Annotated in this window: 20 protein-coding genes; 5 read left to right on the top strand and 15 right to left on the bottom strand. The window is 32.7% G+C overall.

All coding sequences use genetic code 11. The annotated features are described in order from the left end of the window. Positions 1-8 precede the first annotated feature (8 nt). Both ftsW and ACSUE0_RS10405 read right to left on the bottom strand, forming a co-directional pair. Positions 9-1,244, bottom strand: a complete 1,236-nt coding sequence (gene ftsW, locus ACSUE0_RS10410; RefSeq protein WP_119613210.1) for a cell division peptidoglycan polymerase FtsW — start codon at positions 1,242-1,244, stop codon at positions 9-11. 369 nt (positions 1,245-1,613) lie between these two features. Beyond that, complete coding sequence (locus ACSUE0_RS10405; protein ID WP_017724164.1) at positions 1,614-1,889, bottom strand: YlaN family protein; 276 nt, start codon at positions 1,887-1,889, stop codon at positions 1,614-1,616. Positions 1,890-2,238: 349 nt separating this feature from the next. On the opposite strand from ACSUE0_RS10405, the gene ACSUE0_RS10400 reads away from it, so the two are divergent. After that, positions 2,239-2,721 (top strand): hypothetical protein, encoded by a 483-nt coding sequence (locus ACSUE0_RS10400; RefSeq protein WP_119613209.1) that lies wholly within the window; start codon positions 2,239-2,241, stop codon positions 2,719-2,721. Between the two features lies 1 nt (position 2,722). Further along, positions 2,723-2,896 carry a DUF2197 domain-containing protein gene (locus ACSUE0_RS10395; RefSeq protein WP_017724162.1) on the top strand — a complete coding sequence of 58 codons (174 nt, stop codon included), beginning with the start codon at positions 2,723-2,725 and terminating at the stop codon, positions 2,894-2,896. Between the two features lie 361 nt (positions 2,897-3,257). Here ACSUE0_RS10395 and typA read toward each other — a convergent pair whose 3' ends face one another. Then, positions 3,258-5,105, bottom strand: a complete 1,848-nt coding sequence (gene typA / locus ACSUE0_RS10390; RefSeq protein WP_107555788.1) for a translational GTPase TypA — start codon at positions 5,103-5,105, stop codon at positions 3,258-3,260. Between the two features lie 99 nt (positions 5,106-5,204). Here typA and ACSUE0_RS10385 point away from each other — a divergent pair, with 99 nt between their 5' ends. Then, on the top strand, positions 5,205-5,396 hold the full coding sequence (locus ACSUE0_RS10385; protein ID WP_017724160.1) for a DUF5325 family protein: 192 nt from the start codon (positions 5,205-5,207) through the stop codon (positions 5,394-5,396). Between the two features lie 102 nt (positions 5,397-5,498). On the opposite strand, the gene ACSUE0_RS10380 is transcribed toward ACSUE0_RS10385, so the two are convergent. Further along, on the bottom strand, positions 5,499-6,314 hold the full coding sequence (locus tag ACSUE0_RS10380) for an inositol monophosphatase family protein (RefSeq protein ID WP_119613208.1): 816 nt from the start codon (positions 6,312-6,314) through the stop codon (positions 5,499-5,501). A gap of 265 nt (positions 6,315-6,579) precedes the next feature. On the opposite strand from ACSUE0_RS10380, the gene ACSUE0_RS10375 reads away from it, so the two are divergent. Continuing rightward, complete coding sequence (locus ACSUE0_RS10375) at positions 6,580-7,191, top strand: YktB family protein (RefSeq protein WP_119613207.1); 612 nt, start codon at positions 6,580-6,582, stop codon at positions 7,189-7,191. Positions 7,192-7,810: 619 nt separating this feature from the next. On the opposite strand, the gene ACSUE0_RS10370 is transcribed toward ACSUE0_RS10375, so the two are convergent. After that, positions 7,811-8,320: a DUF4064 domain-containing protein gene (locus tag ACSUE0_RS10370; RefSeq protein WP_119613206.1), complete on the bottom strand. Its 510-nt coding sequence runs from the start codon at positions 8,318-8,320 to the stop codon at positions 7,811-7,813. Positions 8,321-8,523: 203 nt separating this feature from the next. On the opposite strand from ACSUE0_RS10370, the gene ACSUE0_RS10365 reads away from it, so the two are divergent. Further along, a complete protein-coding gene (locus ACSUE0_RS10365; RefSeq protein WP_119613217.1) occupies positions 8,524-9,879 on the top strand; it encodes an Nramp family divalent metal transporter in 1,356 nt (451 codons plus the stop codon). 95 nt (positions 9,880-9,974) lie between these two features. On the opposite strand, the gene auxB is transcribed toward ACSUE0_RS10365, so the two are convergent. The 10 genes from auxB to ACSUE0_RS10315 form a co-directional block, all read right to left on the bottom strand. Further along, positions 9,975-11,165, bottom strand: a complete 1,191-nt coding sequence (gene auxB, locus ACSUE0_RS10360; RefSeq protein WP_436957270.1) for a lipoteichoic acid stability factor AuxB — start codon at positions 11,163-11,165, stop codon at positions 9,975-9,977. Between the two features lie 72 nt (positions 11,166-11,237). Continuing rightward, positions 11,238-12,311 carry an ABC transporter substrate-binding protein gene (locus ACSUE0_RS10355; protein WP_436957268.1) on the bottom strand — a complete coding sequence of 358 codons (1,074 nt, stop codon included), beginning with the start codon at positions 12,309-12,311 and terminating at the stop codon, positions 11,238-11,240. Continuing rightward, the gene (locus ACSUE0_RS10350; RefSeq protein ID WP_182475121.1) at positions 12,308-13,120 is read right to left on the bottom strand and encodes an ABC transporter permease; all 813 of its coding nucleotides are present in this window, start codon (positions 13,118-13,120) and stop codon (positions 12,308-12,310) included. Before ACSUE0_RS10350 ends, ACSUE0_RS10355 begins: the two co-directional genes overlap by 4 nt. A gap of 5 nt (positions 13,121-13,125) precedes the next feature. Continuing rightward, positions 13,126-13,929, bottom strand: coding sequence for an ABC transporter permease (locus ACSUE0_RS10345; RefSeq protein WP_119613202.1), 804 nt, complete (start codon positions 13,927-13,929; stop codon positions 13,126-13,128). Continuing rightward, positions 13,922-15,016, bottom strand: a complete 1,095-nt coding sequence (locus tag ACSUE0_RS10340; protein WP_436957266.1) for an ABC transporter ATP-binding protein — start codon at positions 15,014-15,016, stop codon at positions 13,922-13,924. The genes ACSUE0_RS10345 and ACSUE0_RS10340 overlap by 8 nt, the downstream gene beginning before the upstream one ends. 12 nt (positions 15,017-15,028) lie before the next feature. Further along, positions 15,029-15,568 (bottom strand): helix-turn-helix domain-containing protein, encoded by a 540-nt coding sequence (locus tag ACSUE0_RS10335; RefSeq protein ID WP_119613200.1) that lies wholly within the window; start codon positions 15,566-15,568, stop codon positions 15,029-15,031. Between the two features lie 168 nt (positions 15,569-15,736). Continuing rightward, complete coding sequence (locus ACSUE0_RS10330) at positions 15,737-16,009, bottom strand: UPF0223 family protein (RefSeq protein WP_119613199.1); 273 nt, start codon at positions 16,007-16,009, stop codon at positions 15,737-15,739. Positions 16,010-16,270: 261 nt separating this feature from the next. After that, positions 16,271-17,677 carry a dihydrolipoyl dehydrogenase gene (gene lpdA / locus ACSUE0_RS10325; RefSeq protein WP_119613198.1) on the bottom strand — a complete coding sequence of 469 codons (1,407 nt, stop codon included), beginning with the start codon at positions 17,675-17,677 and terminating at the stop codon, positions 16,271-16,273. A 3-nt stretch (positions 17,678-17,680) separates the two neighbouring features. Then, entirely contained in the window at positions 17,681-18,976 is a 1,296-nt protein-coding gene (locus ACSUE0_RS10320) for a dihydrolipoamide acetyltransferase family protein (RefSeq protein ID WP_436957263.1), read from the bottom strand. A 133-nt stretch (positions 18,977-19,109) separates the two neighbouring features. Next, positions 19,110-20,087 carry an alpha-ketoacid dehydrogenase subunit beta gene (locus tag ACSUE0_RS10315; protein WP_017724146.1) on the bottom strand — a complete coding sequence of 326 codons (978 nt, stop codon included), beginning with the start codon at positions 20,085-20,087 and terminating at the stop codon, positions 19,110-19,112. Positions 20,088-20,090: the final 3 nt, after the last annotated feature.

Here is a 20,090-nt window from a genome sequence, read left to right as displayed (position 1 = left end):
TGCCTTTATTAAGAATGTCTGGTTGGACTAATTCTTGTTCTGTTTTTTCTTGTTTTTTTATATTTTGCTTGTTCGATTTTAATTTGTTTTGCTGTTATTAACAATAAGCCCATTGCTATACTTAAACTAATCATCGAAGAACCACCAAAACTAATGAATGGTAAAGGCACACCTGTTAATGGAATAGTTCCAGAAATACCACCTAAATTAACAAAAGTTTGACTACCTATATAACTTGCTACTCCTACACAAACTAACTTATAAAAATAAGAATTTGTTTTGCTTGCGAGTTCAAAAGCTCTATAAACAATAAAAAAGAGTAAGCATATAACGAACAAACCACCTAATAAACCTAATTCTTCACAAATAATAGAAAAAATAAAGTCTGTATGTGGTTCGGGTAAATATCCTAATTTCATGATACTATTGCCTAAACCTCTACCTAGTAATCCACCATTACCAATTGCAATCAACGAATTTGAAATATGGTATCCTGTACCAGATTCTTGACTAAATGGATTGGTTAGCGTACTAAATCTTGCTGTTAAATAATCTGGAACCAATCCAACTAGTAAGAAAAGCGAACCAATAATTACAACCCCTACTATAATCAACAGCCCGTACTTTATTGATTTTTGAACACCAATACCCGCATAGAATAATATTGCAAAGAAAATAATCATAATAAGTAACGTTTGACCAACGTCTCGTTGCAATAATACAAGGCCTATACATATGCCTGCTAAAACAATAGGATATGTTAGCAATTTAGGTTCTTTGAATACTTTAGGCCGTTTCTTTTCAATCATATAAGGTATATATAAAATTATGCCAATTTTTAATAACTCGGAAGCTTGTAAATTCATAAAGCCTAAATTAATCCAACTTTTTGAACCATTGATATTACTACCAATCAATAACGTCGCAACTAATAATATAACGATGCCAAGCATCATGCCTTTTTGAAACCTGCTTGTTTCAAGAAATTTGACATTCATAAAGAAAGCCATAAAAAATACAATAATCAAACTCATAATTACATACATTAACTGTCTAGTATAAAAGTATGTTCCAGCTACTGATATACCGCCAGTTAATGAGCCTTTAGTAGCAGCGACCATACTTGCGCTGTAAACCATTACCAAACCTATCAAACATAGTAATAAGTAGGTAATGACTAACGGATAATCAATATATTTTGCATTTCGACCTATATATCGAAAAAATTGTTTCATATTATTCATTTGACATATCATCCAATTCTCATTATTTATTATCACTAACTAAATACTTTGTATTAATTCGACTTATGTTCAATACCTTAGTTGTCTTTAAAACTTTTTCAACGTTATGTAAAATAAATTGTACTTCAAACATTATAACAAACATTCTATCGATTTTTCGAATAAATATAACAAAATATTCTTTTTTAGATACTCATATATTTAACTTTTTAAACATGACAAAAGTGACTAAGATATAATCAACAATTATTGATATCCTAGCCACCCGCAGTATACTTATGTAGTTTGATAATGAACACCATATAAGTTTTTATATTTTTTGAACATGGAAAAAGTTTCCCAGTAATAAAACTATTTTATTTAACCCAATTAAACATTTGTAAATGCATCATGCAATTTAGAAAGTTCTTTTTCTAATCGAAGCATTAAATCTTTGCCCACTTCTCTATCAACTAAACCAAGTTGTACAGCGAAATCTACTTCTTTTTGTAATCCAAACATCTGTGTATCAAGTACTTCTTCATACAATGGGCATTGAGGTAATGTAAGATTATCCATTTGTACTTTAATAAGTTGGAGAATCCTATCAGCATCTTTATTCAACTGGTCATATGCCACATTACTAATATTTTGATTTTTTACCAAGACATACTCCCCCTATCAATTGTAACTTTATATGACGAGTTTATCTTAATGCATACTAAAAAGCAAGTAAATTCAGGAATATACGTAATACTAGTATTTGTGATAAAATTGTAATTAACAATTATTTATTTTGATTGAATTTATAACGATACTAAGTGTCAGACGGGCAATGCCAATATATAAGTTGATTTTTGTCAGAATATTTTGCTTTAAAATAAAATGTATATTTAATTTTAAACATGTATTTGTTCACAAAAAAGTCAGATTCAACGTAATAATATTAATGTTGTGAGTGATGACTTAATAGCGTTTTAATTTAGAAACAAGATATGCAAATAGGAGTGGGATTATGATTCAAATTAAGGGTGAAGTTAAATTTCCAATTACTTTAGATAGTACAACTTGGATTTTTGACGACAGAAAAGTTCAAATAGAAGATTTAGAGCAAGGTATATTCGACGGTACCAAACCAATCAATTTTGATGATAATCGTGAATGGAATAGAGCAATTTTAGAAGGTCAAACTAATCCACCAACGTTAAATTCTGAAATTAAATATAAAAAAAGAGCTGTTTTAGAAAATTCATTTGTCATTAATATGTCTCCATTTTTCAAAAATGCTGAACCGTTTGATCACGCAAAAACAATTCGTTTATTTAATGATAACGAGTCAATAGAAGTACCTATTGACTTATTACCATATCTTTTTTTCCAATTTGCAAAAGACGGTAAAAAATTATATGACGATTATTCAGTAGATAGTTTTGTATATATTCCAGAAGAAGGTTATTCATACGAATTTAAGTATGTCACTCATATCGAGGTGATTTAATATGAAAAAAGTTCAATGCATAATTTGCGATACTGAAGTATTTATAGATCAAAATACTTTAGAAGCTAAAAGATTACGCAATGATCCAATGCATACTTTTATGTGTGATGAATGTAAAAGTAGACTTGATACACCAAAACAACGTAATCAAATAACTACCTATGATCATCGTTAACATAAATCAGCCCCTTCTTTTTTGCGATGGGCTGATTTTAGACTGTCGACAAAGTTTCTGACTTTGTAGGCAGTTTTTTTGTGCACGCTTTCCGCTGGCACGGCCTTGGCCTGTAGTTTTTGACTAGCGCGCTTCCCTATGTTAATAATAAGCCAGATTGTAAAAAAGATGGCTCAGAACGTAAACAAACCTTAGGTGATAGTTCGCCTAAGGTTGATTTATATATTATAATCTTTTTAGTGTAATATAGTCAGTTATTTGAGCCGACTCCATAGTATTATCACGCTATCACTTTAACAATAAATAGAGCTGAGACATTTATGTCCCAGCTCCACAATCATACTAAATTAAATTTAGTAAGTTATTCATCTTCTTGCATTAATTGTTTAATACGTTTTGCTTCTTTTTCACGAGCATTTTTTTCTAATACCGTTTTTCTAATACGGATATTTTCTGGTGTAGCTTCTACAAGTTCGTCGTCATTAATAAATTGTAACGCTTCTTCAAGAGTTAAAGTTCTAGGGCGTTTCATAGTTACTGTTTGGTCTTTGTTAGAAGAACGTACGTTAGTTTGGTTTTTCTCTTTCGTAACATTGACTGTTAAGTCATTTTCACGATTATGTTCACCAACAACCATACCTTCATAAACTTCAGTACCTGGTTCCATGAAGTTAATACCACGGTCTTCTAAGCCCATAAGTGCATATGAACTTGCTTTACCAGTGTCTAATGATACTAATGCACCATTTCTTCTACCGCCAATACGACCTTTAACACGAGGTTTAAATTCTTCAAATGTGTGGTTTATAATACCATAACCACGTGTTTGAGACATAAATTCAGTAGTATAACCAATTAATCCACGTGCTGGTACCATAAAGATAATACGTGTTAAGCCATTATCTGTAGTTACCATATCTAACATTTCACCTTTACGTTGGCCTAATGATTCAATAACAGCACCTGTATATTCTTGTGGTACTTCACATTGTACACGTTCAAATGGTTCACATTTTACGCCATCAATTTCTCTTAAAATAACTTGTGGTTTAGAAACTTGTAATTCGAAACCTTCACGTCTCATATTTTCAATTAAAATAGATAAGTGTAATTCACCACGACCGGCAACAATCCATTTATCTGGTGAATCAGTTTCTGTAACTTTTAATGACACATCTGTTTCTAATTGTTGATCTAAACGTTCTTGAATTTGGCGAGATGTTACATAATCACCTTCACGACCAGCGAATGGAGAATTATTTACTCTGAACGTCATTTCTAACGTTGGTTCGTCAATTCTTAATACAGGTAAAGCATCTCTATTATCTATTGGGGTAACAGTTTCACCAACGTTGATGTCTTCCATTCCTGATACAGCAATTAAGTCACCTGCATGTGCTTCATTAACTTCTTCACGTTTCAATCCAAAGTAACCAAAGATTTTAGTTACACGGAAATTTTTAACTGTACCATCTAATTTAATTAGTGAAACGTTATCACCTACACGCATTGTTCCTCTAAACACACGTCCAACACCAATACGACCTAAATAATCACTATAATCTAGTAACGCCGTTTGGAATTGTAATGGCTCATCTCTATTATCAACAGGAGCAGGAACATAATCAATAATCGTTTCGTATAATGATTGCATGTTTTCGTCTTGTTTCTCTGGATCTAAGCTTGCTGTACCATTAACAGCTGAAGCATAGACTACTGGGAAATCTAATTGCTCATCATTTGCTTCTAATTCAATAAACAAGTCTAATACTTCATCAACTACACCTTCAGCTCTAGCTTCAGGTTTATCGATTTTATTAACTACAACTACTGGTTTTAAGTTTTGTTCTAAAGCTTTTTTCAATACGAAACGAGTTTGTGGCATTGTGCCTTCATATGCGTCAACTACTAAGACAACACCATCAACCATTTTCATGATACGCTCAACTTCACCACCAAAATCGGCGTGACCTGGTGTATCTAAAATATTAATACGATTATCTTTATAATTTACTGCTGTATTTTTAGCAAGGATTGTAATACCACGTTCTCTTTCGATATCATTTGAATCCATTGCTCTTTCATCTACATGCTCATTCTCACGGAAAATTCCTGATTGTTTTAATAATTCATCTACAAGTGTCGTTTTACCATGGTCAACGTGAGCGATGATTGCTATATTACGCACATCTTCTCTTAATTTAGTCATTTTATACAATTTCCTTTCTCGAGTAAATTCCCACTTTTCTTTGCAACTTTTTTATTATATCATATAATTGGTTAAAGAAAACTATAAAGGTGTGGTATAATGCAACAAAAAAAATCCAAATCAATTTTCTGGGTACTCGCTATAGTAGCTATTGTCTTTTTACTATTATTCAGCTTTAGTATAGCCGCTACAAATGTTCCATTCATGATTTTAACATTTATATTATTCATTGCAACATTTGGTTACGGTTTCACATTAAAAAAGAAATATCGTGAAAATGATTGGCTGTAATTGAATGATTTTGACTATATTTAATAATTGAGTGTCCCATTCCTTCAAAACAGGATTGAGACGCTTTTTTTATAAGTTTATTTATAAAATATACACTAATTCTTAGTTTTTTAATCGCTGCTGTAATAATTCAATAATTTCGTTATTTTTTTGAAAATGATGTTCGATTAATTCAGAATGTAACTGTGCATTGGCCATAATAATTGAATTAGGTTCATAAATCGATAATGTATCGCCCATTAAATTTGTACCAAGCCCCCCTACTTCATTTAAAATAATCAAACCACCCGCGAAATCCCAAGGTTGTAATCTGGGGGTGACATAACCACCCAATTTTCCTGTTGCGACATGTATAATCTCTAAAGCTGCAGAACCATATGCTCGTGCACTCCTAGCTTCTTCTACTATAGGTTTGAACACTTCTCCTAGTCTCGGCTTTGTAAGCCAATTTGGATTAATTCCAATAATACTTGTCTTTAATGGCGTGTTCTCGATTTTAGGTAACAATGTACCATTTTCATACGCGCCTTCACCAGTTTTAGCATGATACAACACATCATTCATAACGTCATAAACAAACCCAGCATATGGGTTCCCGTTATTATAAATACCAATAGATATTGCAAAATTTTCTTTTTGATGTACAAAATTTAACGTACCATCTATTGGATCGATGACCCAAACTACACCTATTTCATCTTTTAAGTCATGTCCATGACCTTCTTCTCCAATCACTAAATGATTAGGATAAGTTTCTGTTATATTATCAAAAAGGTATTTTTCTGTAGATTTATCGACATTTGTCACTAAATCATTAGGATTAGATTTAGTTTCTACTTTTATATCTTCTTTCATTATTTTTCTAACATTAATTCCTGCTTCTAATATAAGTCCTTTGGCAAATTCATAGACAGTCATCGTATCAGCTCCTTATTCATTCTTCATTATACATTAACTAACTTTCAAAAAGATATTAACCAACCTTTATTATTTCAATAATTATACGAATTAAGAATAAGGTGAATTTAAGATTATTCAATATAGTTTACCTTACCCTGTTCAAACATAGTGTACACAATGCATAACAAATCATTTTCTAACTAAAAATAAGAAGCATGTAAAATGTCTATCAGAGTATAATGTGCTACAATACATACTAAAATAATGATTATAGGAGGCACAAATGACTCAATATACATTTAAACCTAAAGACTTCAAAGTATTTACAGTAGATGGCTTAGATGCCAGAATGGAAGCACTTAATAACCATATTAGACCACAATTGCACGCTTTAGGTGATTATTTCTCACAATATTTAGAAACTGCTACAGGTGAAGTTTTCTATCCTCACGTAGCCAAACACGCTCGTCGAAGTGTTAATCCACCTAAAGATACCTGGGTAGCATTCGCAACTAATAAGCGCGGTTATAAAATGCAGCCTCATTTTCAAATAGGACTATTTGAAAATCAATTATTTATTATGTATGGTGTTATGCATGAGGCGAAAGATAAAGCACAACAAGTTACAGCTTTCGAAAATCAATTTGAAACATTAAAAAATCTACCAAATGATTTTAGTATAAGCTTAGACCATATGAGCCAAGAAAAGACATACATACACGAAATGACCGATGAAGACTTATACAAAGCGTTTAAACGTGTTAAAGAAGTTAAAAAAGGTGAATTTTTCGTAGCTCGTACGTTAACTCCAGGCTCTGAAGTACTTAAGAATGATAAGTCATTTTTAGAATTTTTAGAAGACACATTTGAATATCTATTGAAATTTTACAAATAAGTAAATAAAAGCGGGAGTATGATGATAGTCATTTTCTCTAAAATACTTGTGTTATATTATTCCATTACAAATAGTTATTGCATAAGAAGAGCTTGGGACATATATATCCATTCTCAAAATAAAGGACTAATCCATTTTAGAATGGTTTAGTCCTTTTTATATAAAAACTTCACGATTGCGTTCGTGCATGTTTGCCTGGTTTATGGTCCAAGCTTGGATTCCCTCCACTCATACTATCCTCTGGGTCAGCACGTTACTATATCGGTACAATTTTTTTATTAATATAGAATAAACCGGACCCTTTCCTATAATAAAATTAACATCGCATAATTTTGAAACGAGACGGCTTATTTATAAAATTTATAACATGACTCAAATTACACTACCAGTAGAAACTTCAATATTTCATACAATCAAAAAACATCAATTTCTATATATTCTAGTAGAAATTGATGTTTATTCTTTAGTCAGAGATATTTATGTCCGTACCCAATCATTATAGTGGTATTAGCTTGAGGTTTCATTTTTAAGGACACTTCTAAATTTATTGAGTTAGCCGGCCTTACACAAGAGCTTAAAATCTTGTGGATTGACTTAAAATTATCTTATCTAAAGGATTTTAGTAAATATATGGATCATCTTCTTTTTTCTTTTTCATTTCATTTTCTGGGTTAATTTCTGCTTGTTTACGCTGATTATTTTGCTCGTCAAAATTCTGTTGAGGAAACTCTCTGTCATTTTGGTTTATCCCATCATGTGGACCTTTTCTTACAAACAACATGATGGCAACAACAAACCATAATATCAGTGCAATAAAGTTTCCTGCAAATATACCAGTAATTGCTGCAATAATTAAAATGCAGCCTGCTAATATACGATTTCCCTTAATAGTCAATGTACCGATAATACCTAGTATCGTTGAAATGATTAAAAAGCTACCTTGGAAAATCATGGAAGTTTTAAATGCTTCAATTGACATTTCTACACCTTGTTGCTGATTCATCTCTTTAAATGTTTCTTGAAATTCTGGCACATTTAGGAAAGAAAATACAAGGATCATAAGTAACAAAAATAATATACTTAGACCATTTGCTACCCAGGCTGTTATTCTTTCAGCTTTTCTTTTCATAATCTTCCTCCTATTTTTTATTAATTCTATCATAGCAAATTTATATTGCTTTAAAAATCATCACGTCCTAATTGCTACGTATTTTTATTATATATGTTTAAATATAATAATTAATTCAGTAAAAATAAAATAACTTTCACCGTACTGTTTAGGTTGACCTAATCTTTTTTTTGGAGTAATCTATGAAATATTAACAAATGTATATGGAGGTGAGGGTATTGAGCAAAACGATTCAATCCCATAATAAGAGTTTAGATGAAATCAATAATACAGTTTCCGTCAATACTCACGGCAATTTTAGCCAAAAACTTTTTTCTTATCTAGGCCCCGGTCTACTAGTAGCTGTAGGATATATGGATCCTGGTAACTGGATTACATCTATGCAAGGTGGTGCACAGTTCGGTTACATTTTGCTATTCGTGATTTTACTTTCAAGTCTGTCAGCCATGTTATTGCAAAGTATGACAGTGAGGTTAGGAATAGCAACAGGTATGGACTTAGCACAAGCAACAAAACACTATTTAAATAAACCTATTGCTTTTGTATTTTGGATCATTGCAGAATTAGCAATTATCGCAACAGATATAGCTGAAGTAATAGGTAGTGCAATCGCACTTGATTTACTCTTTGGCATTCCCTTATTGGTGGGGGCGTTAATCACTGTGTTAGATGTGTTTCTATTATTGTTCATTATGAAATTTGGCTTTAGAAAAATTGAAGCTATTGTAGGTACACTAATTTTTACTGTGCTTGTTATATTTATCTTTGAAGTCTTTGTAGCTTCCCCACATGTATCAGAAGTCTTAAATGGATTCTTACCTAGTAAGACAATTATCACAGATAACAGTGCACTCTTTATTTCTTTAGGTATAATTGGAGCAACAATCATGCCTCATAACTTATATCTACACTCATCCATTGTTCAATCAAGGATGTATGATCGTAAAAGTACTAAATCTAAAGCGCAAGCAATTAAATATGCAATTATAGATTCAAACATTCAATTGTCCATTGCTTTTGTGGTTAACTGCTTACTTTTAGTACTAGGTGCCGCTCTTTTCTTTGGTGTCAATTCTGAACAACTTGGTGGGTTTTATGACTTATTCAATGCCCTACAAAATCAACCTATATTAGGAGCTTCATTAGGAGCAATTATGAGTACGCTTTTTGCTATCGCATTACTAGCTTCTGGCCAAAATTCTACAATAACAGGGACAATGGCTGGTCAAATTGTGATGGAAGGTTTTATAAATTTAAAAATACCAAATTGGTTACGTAGATTAATTACTCGTTCAATTGCAATACTGCCAATCATATTATGTTTAATTATCTTTAAAGGCAATGAAGCAAAAATGGAACAATTACTAGTATTCTCACAAGTATTTTTAAGCTTAGCTCTACCATTCTCATTAATTCCATTACAACTTTCAACAAATGATTATAGTTTAATGGGACAATTCAAAAATAAATCGTGGGTTAATATCATATCTTGGATCTTAATCATTATTTTAAGTTTGTTAAATATATACTTAATTATACAGACTTTCCAAGAACTATAAACGAAATAAAAAAGGAGTGAGACATCAGTCTCGCTCCTTTTTTAAGTTTCAAATGAACTAGCATATCTCATAGCACATTTTAAAATATTTGTATCTCATTTATTGTCTTCAGAGTTGTCCGATTCAGATGTTTTCTTACTATGATGTTCAGCTGTATCATCAACAGTTTGTGAAGTCATTTTTTTACGTTCTTCAAAATTTTGTCTGCGCTGATTTACTGCACTTGGTTGTTGTTTGCGTCTTTCTTTCTCACGTTTTCTACGTTCTTTCTTCTCTTCTTTAATACGAGCTTTTTCTTCTGCTTTCTCTTGTTTCAATCTTGCCGCTTCTTCTGCTTCAGCTTGCTTACGACGTTGTTCTTCTTCGTATGCTTCTTGCTTTCTTCGTTGCTCTTCTTCATACGCTTCTTGTCTTCTCTGTGCAGCTTCTGCTTCAGCTTGTTCATCATACTCTGTAGTTGTATTATCAACTTCAGTTTGACTTTGATTTGAAACTGTTTCTCCGTTTTCATCATAAACATCGCTTACTGGACCAAATTCATCTGTTTGTTGTTGGTCATCTTCAGTTTGTTTTTTATGTTTATAATTGTATTTCGCTTGTCTCGAAAGTACTTGAGGTCCTTCATGTGCCTCTTGCGTATCAGCGTTTACTTTTTCTGCTACTTCAGAAGAATAGCCGCCTCTTCTTAGCTGGTTCTCTTTTCTCGCTTGTTGTTCAACGTCAGAAGTATGTTCTCTCTCTATATATTGCGGTGTTGGTTCAGCTTGTTGTTCATATTCTGAATAACGACCTTGGTAACCTTCACCATAATAAGTAGGCACCGTTTCCACCTTATCTTTACGTGCAAACATCATAACTGCTACGATTAAAAATAGGATTGGAATAATCAGCGGAACAAATAATAACACTAACGGCAACGTAACTATTGTAGCTAAGAGGAATAAAAACCCTGACAGCATTCTAATATTCATTGAGATAAGTGCTAAGAATGATAATAATAAACACACAATAAAGTAAACGATAATAGCCCACACACCATTTTGTAACCAAATCACAAATTGCGTCGTATTCAAACTATTATTAGCTAAAATTTGCTGAACAAAATCATTCCCATTTAATGTAGTTTCTAAATTTTGTATTGATGTCTCACTGCTAAAAGATACTAGTGCAATAAACATCGTAATAATGGTTAGTAATAATAAAAATACCCAGCTTAACCAACCTAATACTTTTTCTGCTAGTCGACTCACAGGACGTCTAACTTGAGTATATTGCTCTCCTGACATGTCTATACAACTCCTTATAATGCTTTCAAACTATTATAGCGAAAATACGCCAAAATAACTACTAACTTAGATTTATTTTAATGACATTTTAAAATTTAAAAATCTTTCGTTATATTCACTCAATGTTTCTTTACCTAAATCTCTGTATACTTCTAAGTTTTCTTGTGACTCTTGTGATGGATAAAAGCGTTCATCATTTTTCACTTCATCTGGAAGTAAATGTCTTGCTGCTTTATTTGGTGTTGCATAACCAACCCATTCTGTATTCTGCTTATTATTTGGTGCGTCCAATAAGAAATTCATAAACTTATATGCGCCTGCTTTATTTTGAGCAGTTTTAGGTATTACCATATTATCAAACCATAAATTCGAACCTTCTTTAGGCACAACATAATCAAATTCATCACTACCTTGAACCATAGGAGCAGCGACACCACTCCACACAACAGCAACATTCGCTTCATGTTGTTCTAGCATCATAGTGATTTCGTCACCTACAACACCTTTAATGTTTGGACCTAAATGTCTTAAATTCCTTTCCGCTTTTTCTAGGTGTTGTGAATTCGTATCATTTAAACTGTATCCTAATTTATTCAATGCTAAACCTATTACTTCTCTTGCACCATCTACTAATAATATATCATTGCTATACTTTTTATTATATAATTGATTCCAAGAGTCAAAATTATCATTAGGATATGCTTTTTTATTATAGATAATTCCTACAGTTCCAAAAAAATATGGCAATGAATATTGATTATTTTTATCAAAAGACATATTCATATAATCTGAATCTAAATTTTTGATATTAGGAATCTTATCATGATTTATTGGTAATAACATGTTTTGTCTTTTTAATTTTTGAACAGTATATTCACTAGGAAAAGCGACGTCATAATGTGTACCACCGTTACGTATTTTTGCTTCCATAGCTTCATTAGAATCAAAAGTTTCATAGATTACTTCAATCCCTGTTTCCTTTTGGAATTTTTTAATTAAACTAGGATCAATATATTCTCCCCAATTATAAACATAAATTTTTTCGCCATTTTTTGAATGGTCTTTTGCTGTAAACTTATGACTGATAAACAGACATATCAATCCAACAACAACTGAAACTATGATTAATTGTAAGAATCGCTTCATTGCTGTATACCTCGTTTCACTTGCTTTTTATGTTTCATCATATTTTGGATGAAATAATAACCAAAAATACCTAACATAATGACTACAAATAATATTGTAGAAATAGCATTGATTTCCATGCTAATGCCTTTTCTAGCCATAGCGTAAACTTCTACTGATAATACACTAAATCCATTACCAGTCACAAAGAAACTTACAGTAAAGTCATCTAGTGAATATGTGAGGGCCATAAAAAACCCACCAATGATTGCAGGCATCAGATGCGGTAACATTACTTTATTTAATACTTGAAATTCAGTTGCGCCTAAATCACGCGCTGCATTTAGTGTGTAATCATTCATTTCATAAAGTTTAGGTAAAACAATGATGACAACGATTGGTATACAGAATGCAATATGAGAAATTAACACAGTCGTGAATCCAAGCCCTAGACCTGTAAAATGGCCAATAGCCGTAAACATAATTAAAAATGACGCACCGATAACAACATCTGATGAAACCATCAATACATTATTTAATGTTAATAATGAAACTTTTAACTTTTTATTTCTCAAATGAAATAAAGCAATCGCACCCATCGTACCAATCACAGTTGCAAACACTGCTGCTAATAAAGCAACAGCAATTGTATTAAAAATAACTGCCATGAGACGTTCATTATTAAATAAAGATTGATAATGTTCTAATGTAAATCCTTCAAAGTGAATCATGTTACCTGCAGAATTAAAGGAATAAAGCATTAAAAATATAATCGGGATATACAATACTGCCGTTAATATGTAGATATATAACTTACCATACCATTTCACTTGTTTCACCCTCTTCCATTCGAAGATTTAGTATTAGTAATAATCAAGACTAGCGCCATAAATATAATAAGGCATAGCGCAATCGTTGAACCCATCCCATAATTTTGAATTACAAGAAATTGCTCTTCAATCGCAGTTCCTATATTAATTACTTTATTTCCTGCAATTAATCTCGTTATCATAAACAATGATAATGCAGGAATGAACGTTACTTGAATACCTGTTAATACACCTTGCTTAGTCAATGGAAGTATTACTTTTCTAAAAGTAGTAAACGGACTTGCGCCTAAGTCACTAGATGCCTGTAATATATTATTAGGAATGTCTTTCATACTATTAAAAATAGGTAAAATCATAAATGGAATATAAATATAACTTGCTACAATTAAAAACGCAGGAATAGTAAACAATAAATCAATTTCAGGTAAATGTAATAACCTTAACATTTGATTGATAATACCATCATGACTCAATAACCCAATAAATGCATAGGTCTTCAGTAGTAAATTAATCCATGTAGGTATGATTAATATCAATAACCATAAATTTTGGAATTTTGAGGACCTAATAAAATAAGCTGCTGGATAACTGACTAACAATGTAATGAGTGTGATAATAGCTGCAAAAACTACTGAGTCCCAAATCATACGAAAATATTTCCATGTCATAATTTGCTTATAATTGTCAAAACTAAAATGCCCGTGTAAATCAAATAAGGAGAAGTACACAAGCAAAAGTACTGGAACTATAATAAATAGTATCATCCATAACACATAAGGAATGAATAAGAATTTGTTTATTTTACGCATGGTTATGCTCCTCATAACTTTCGATACGTTGATCAAATTCTGCTTCAGTTTCTCCTGGCACCATAATATGGATCGCTTCAGGATCAAAATACAAGCCAACTTTACTTCCTATTTCTGCTTTTTTAGTAGAATGAATCATCCATTCATAGCCTTTTCTGTCTATACAATTAATTTCATAGTGAACGCCTCTAAATAGCATCGAATCAACAGTGACCTCAAACAAACCTTCTGCAGCTGCTATCAAACTAATATCTTCTGGTCTTATAACAACCTCAACCTTTTTCTGAGAAGCTATGCCCATATCAACACAGTCAAAATCTTGACCATAAATATTAACTAAATAGTCATCAATCATTGTACCTTCAACAATATTAGATTCTCCTATAAAGTCTGCCACGAAGCGATTGACCGGTTCATCATAAATATCAGTTGGTGTGCCGAATTGTTGAATTTTACCATCTTTCATAACAAAGATATAATCACTAAGAGCCAAGGCTTCCTCTTGGTCATGAGTTACAAAAATAAACGTTATTCCTAATCTGGATTGTATCTCTCTTAACTCATATTGCATTTGTGTACGTAACTTTAAATCCAGCGCAGACAACGATTCATCTAATAATAGTATTTCAGGCTCATTAACTATAGCTCGTGCAATTGCTATGCGTTGTTTTTGACCACCACTCATACCATCAATTGTGCGTGTCTCATAACCTGTTAATTTCACAAGCTGTAAAGCTTCTTCAACTTTCCTTTTAATTTCAGAATTACTCATTTTTTTAAGTTTTAATCCAAAAGCTATATTGTCATAAATATTAAGGTGTGGAAATAACGCATAATCCTGAAATACTGTATTAACTTTACGTTTATTTGCCGGTGTTTGATTTATTTTCTTGTTTTGATAAATAATCTCTCCATTATCTGCAGTCTCAAAGCCAGCAATGAGTTTTAATATGGTAGTTTTACCACAACCCGATGGTCCAAGTAGTGTATAAAAATAACCTGACTCTATATCAATATCAATCTTGTCTAAAATCTGTAAATCATCATAACTTTTACTTACAGATTTGAAAGATAATAAAGGTTCCATGTATATTTCCTCCTATAAATAAGAAGCAGTAGCGACTATCATCACTTGAGCTTCTTCTGATGTTAGGTTTATTAACCTATGTAACTGGTTAGCCTTAAAATAAAGCGCATCCCCTTCTACAGCATGGTGCTCATCATCACCTAATTTCAAAGTAATTTGCCCTTTTAAACAATAGATAAAAGTATCTGATTCTGAAGGTTCAAAGTTTTTGTATGAGGCATTTCCTTTCAACGTTAGTAATAATGGTTCCATTTCAAATTCATTAGACTGTGTAACCGGCCAATTTAATATATATCCTTTATCATATTCATCATAAGTAACTTGTGATGCCTTTTTATATAACACTTTTTCTGTTCGTGGTTCTTTGAAAAAATCACTGGGAGTCGTGCCCAATACCTCTAATATGCTCAAAAAGGTTTCCATACTTGGCGATGCATGTTGACTTTCTATTTGTGATATATAACCTTTTGATAAGTCAGTACGTTCTGCTAATTCTTCTTGTGTTAAATGCTTAATGATACGTAAATTCTTAATTTTTTTACCTATATCCATTAATTTCACCTTTTCAAAAAATTATAGTGAAAATTTTTAATTTTCATCATAACTATAATTTATGGTCTTAAAAAAATAAAAAAGCCATATTCTGTTTACTCTTATCAAACATTTTGTTTAATGCTTAATAAAAATATCAGAATATAGCTATTATGACAATAGTTATTTTTATTTTGCTGAAAAATATCTTTGTTCTGGTGAAGTTTGTACTGCTTTAACTACTTGATAACTGTTATAACCACTACTATTTTCAAATTCTTTAAAGATCTGTTTCTCTTCAGCTTTGCCAGGTATAATTTCTTTAAATTGCTTATAACGATCTAGTACGCGTTGCCCTTCAACTTTAGATTCATAATAAGCTTCAACAGCATTGAAAAATGACACGACTTGCATCATCTCATCATTTGTCCAATCTAAATCTATTGGATATTGATATTCCATTGTTCATTACCTCCAATTCAACTGACTTATCTTCATTATATTTTAAACCAATATTTTGTATCATCTAAATGGTATATATAGAAAAAATCCGAGACATCTATTTATGTCCCGGACTCAATTGTCATATTGGCAATAAATGATTACGATGAGCATAACTTAATTTAAGCTATGCTCAATCACAAACATTTTTACCAGAGTGTGATAACAAATACTTGTTATGTCACATTCTTTTTTTAATTCTAGTATGAAATTCTAAAGAAATTACATTGTATGGATAGGTAATCCTAATGCTTTTTCAGCAGCTTCCATAGACATTTCACCTAATGTTGGGTGAGCATGAATAGTTAAAGATAAGTCTTCAGCATTCATACCTGATTCAATTGCTAAACCTAATTCAGAAATAATATCTGAAGCGCCAGTACCAACTACTTGAGCACCTACTAATGTATTATCTTCTTTAAGTGTTAGCAATTTAACAAATCCAGTTGTATCATCTAATGATAAAGCACGACCATTAGCTGCATAAGGGAATTTAGAAGCTGTAACTGCTAAACCTTCTTCTTTAGCTTGAGCTTCAGTGTAACCTACAGTAGCAAGTTCTGGTTCAGTGAAACATACAGCAGGCATACCAATGTAGTCTACTTCAGATGCTTCACCAGCGATTACTTCAGCAGCAACTTTAGCTTCATAGCTAGCTTTATGCGCAAGTGGTAAACCAGGAACGATATCACCAATTGCAAAAATGTTTTCAGCTGAAGTACGGCTTTGTTTGTCTACTTCTAATAATCCACGATCTGCAAATTTAAGGCCTAACTCTTCTAAGCCTAATTCGTCAGTGTTAGGACGACGTCCTACAGTAACTAATACGTAATCAGCATCGATAGTTTGTTCTTCGCCTTTTACTTCATAAGTTATTTTAACACCATTTTCAGTTTCTTCAGCAGATTTAGCCATTGCTTCAGTTACAATTTCAACGCCTTTTTCTTTCATACCTTTTTTAACAGGTTGCGTCATTTGTTTTTCGAAACCGCCTAAGATGTCTTTTGCACCTTCTAAGATAGTAACTTCTGAACCAAAGTTAGCAAAAGCAGTTCCTAATTCTGAACCAATATAACCACCACCAACGACAACTAATTTACCAGGAACTTCTTGTAAATTTAGAGCGCCAGTAGAATCGATTACGCGGTTACCAAATTTGAAGTTAGGGATTTCAATTGGTCTAGAACCAGTTGCAATAATTGCGTTTTTGAAGTTATAAGTTTGAGCACTTTTATCATCCATAACACGTAGGCTATTGTTATCAACAAAGTAAGCTTCACCTTTTACGATTTCAACTTTATTACCTTTTAATAATCCTTCAACACCACCAGTTAATTTCTTAACAACTGATTGTTTGAATTCTTGAACTTTATCAAATTTTAGTGAAACACTTTCAGCGATTACACCTAAATTTTCAGAGTTCTTAGTTTCGTCATAACGATGCGAAGCGTGCAATAACGCTTTCGAAGGAATACATCCTACGTTTAGACATACACCACCAAGTTCGCCTTTTTCTACGATTGTTACTTTTTGACCTAATTGTGCTGCACGAATTGCCGCAACATATCCGCCAGGTCCTGCTCCGATTACAATAGTATCTGTTTCAATTGGGAAATCTCCAACTACCATGTTTTACCCCTCCATTAATAATAATTCTGGATTATTTAATAAACGTTTAATATGATTCATAGCATTTTGTCCAGTAGCACCATCAATTTGTCTGTGGTCAAAGCTTAATGATAATGATAATACTGGAGCTGCAACAATTTCACCATCTTTAACGATAGGTTTTTGTGCAATGCGTCCGATACCTAAGATTGCAACTTCTGGGTTATTGATAACTGGTGTGAACCATTGTCCACCAGCTGAACCGATGTTACTGATTGTACAAGTAGCACCTTTCATTTCATCAGCTGATAATTTACCGTCACGAGCTTTAACAGCAAGTTCGTTAATTTCATCTGAAATTGCAAACATAGATTTGCGATCAGCATTTTTAACTACTGGTACTAATAAACCTCTATCTGTATCAGCTGCGATACCAATATTCCAGTAATGTTTGTGCACGATTTCGCCAGCTTCTTCGTTGAATTCTGTGTTAAGTGCTGGATATTTTTTAAGTGCAGAAACAAGTGCTTTTACAACGTAAGGTAAGAAAGTTAATTTAGTACCTTGCTCAGCTGCAACTTCTTTGAATTTTTTACGGTGATCCCATAATTCTTGAACATCAATTTCATCCATTAATGTTACGTGTGGTGCAGTGTGTTTTGAGTTAACCATTGCTTTAGCAATTGCTTTACGCATTGCAGGTATTTTTTCAGTAGTTTCTGGGTATTCCCCTTCAGTCGAAACTGCTGCTGATTGTGAAGCGCTTGTGCTAGTTGTTTCTTCGCTAGCTGCTGCACTTTCGTTTGAAGCAGTTGATTGACCGCCATTTAAGTAAGCGTCAACGTCTTCTTTAGTAGTACGTCCTTTTTTACCTGAACCTGAAACAGCTTTAATATTAACGCCTTTTTCACGTGCATATTTACGAACTGAAGGCATCGCTTTAACGCGTTTGCTTTCATCTACTTCTTCATCATTTGAAGATTGTGCAGGTGCTTCTGGTGTACTTTCTTCTGCTGGCGCCTCTGTTTCTTCACTAGCAGCTTCGTCACTTTCGCTACCTTTAAATTGCATATCTTCTGCATCTGGTGCATCGATTTTAACAATTGTATCACCAACAACTGCTACAGTACCTTCGTCTACTAAAACTTCTTCAATAGTACCTGAAACAGGAGATGGAATTTCTACAACTGATTTGTCGTTTTGTACTTCAGCTAATACATCATCTTCTTCAATTGTATCTCCAGCTTTAACAAACCATTTTACAATTTCACCTTCGTGGATACCTTCACCAATGTCGGGTAATTTAAATTCAAATGCCACGTTATTATCCTCCTAAAAATTCATATTAAGTCAAAAATTAGAAAACAGGTTTATATATACTACTCATACCTTCTTTGTTGTATATATAAACTTGAATGGAGTATCGTATAAGCTACTCCATTCAATGAGTATATTAAAATTCTAATGTTTCTTTTGCTTTTTCAATGATATCGTTTTTGTTTGGTAACCAAACATTTTCAGCCTGTGTAAACGGATAGACAGTGTCAGCCGCTGCAACTCTTGCAATAGGAGCTTCTAATGAAAGAATTGAACGCTCAGCTAATTCAGATGCAACTGTTGCACCAACACCAGCTTGACGTTGAGCTTCTTGAACTACTACCGCACGACCAGTTTTTTCAACTGAAGCGACAAGTGTTTCAATATCAATTGGTTGAACAGTACGTAAATCAATTACTTCTACTGAGTAACCTTCTTTTTCTAATTCTTCTGCTGCTTTTAATGACTCTTGTACCATTGCACCGTATGCAATAAGTGTGATGTCATTACCTTCTTGTTTTACGCTAGCTTTTCCGATTTCAATTGTGTACTCTTCTTCAGGTACTTCGTCACGGAAAGAACGATATAATTTCATGTGCTCTAAATATACAACTGGGTCATTACTTCTAATTGCAGAAATTAATAATCCTTTAGCGTCGTATGGATTTGAAGGGATTACCACGTGTAAACCAGGTGATTGAGCTAAAATACCTTCTAAGTTATCAGCGTGTAATTCTGGTGTATGCACACCGCCACCAAATGGTGCACGAATTGTAACTGGAGCTTGTTTAGAGTTACCAGAACGGAAACGCGTACGCGCAATTTGTCCTGCTACAGAGTCGAATACTTCAAATACAAATCCTAAGAATTGTATTTCCATAACTGGACGGTATCCTTGTGTAGTTAAACCTAGAGCTAAACCACCAATACCAGATTCCGCTAAAGGTGTATCGAATACACGATCTTCACCGAATTCTTTTTGTAAACCTTCAGTTACACGGAAAACACCACCGTTAACACCGACGTCTTCACCGAAAAGTAAGACATTTTCATCATTTTGTAATTCGGTTTTAAGCGCATTATTAATCGCTTGAACCATTGTCATTTGTGCCATCGG

The sequence above is a fragment of the Staphylococcus sp. AS1337 genome, assembly GCF_051408735.1.
Taxonomy (GTDB): domain Bacteria; phylum Bacillota; class Bacilli; order Staphylococcales; family Staphylococcaceae; genus Staphylococcus; species Staphylococcus xylosus_B.
Note: the sequence above shows the minus strand (reverse complement) of the source record. Positions and strands in the feature narration are given on the sequence as shown.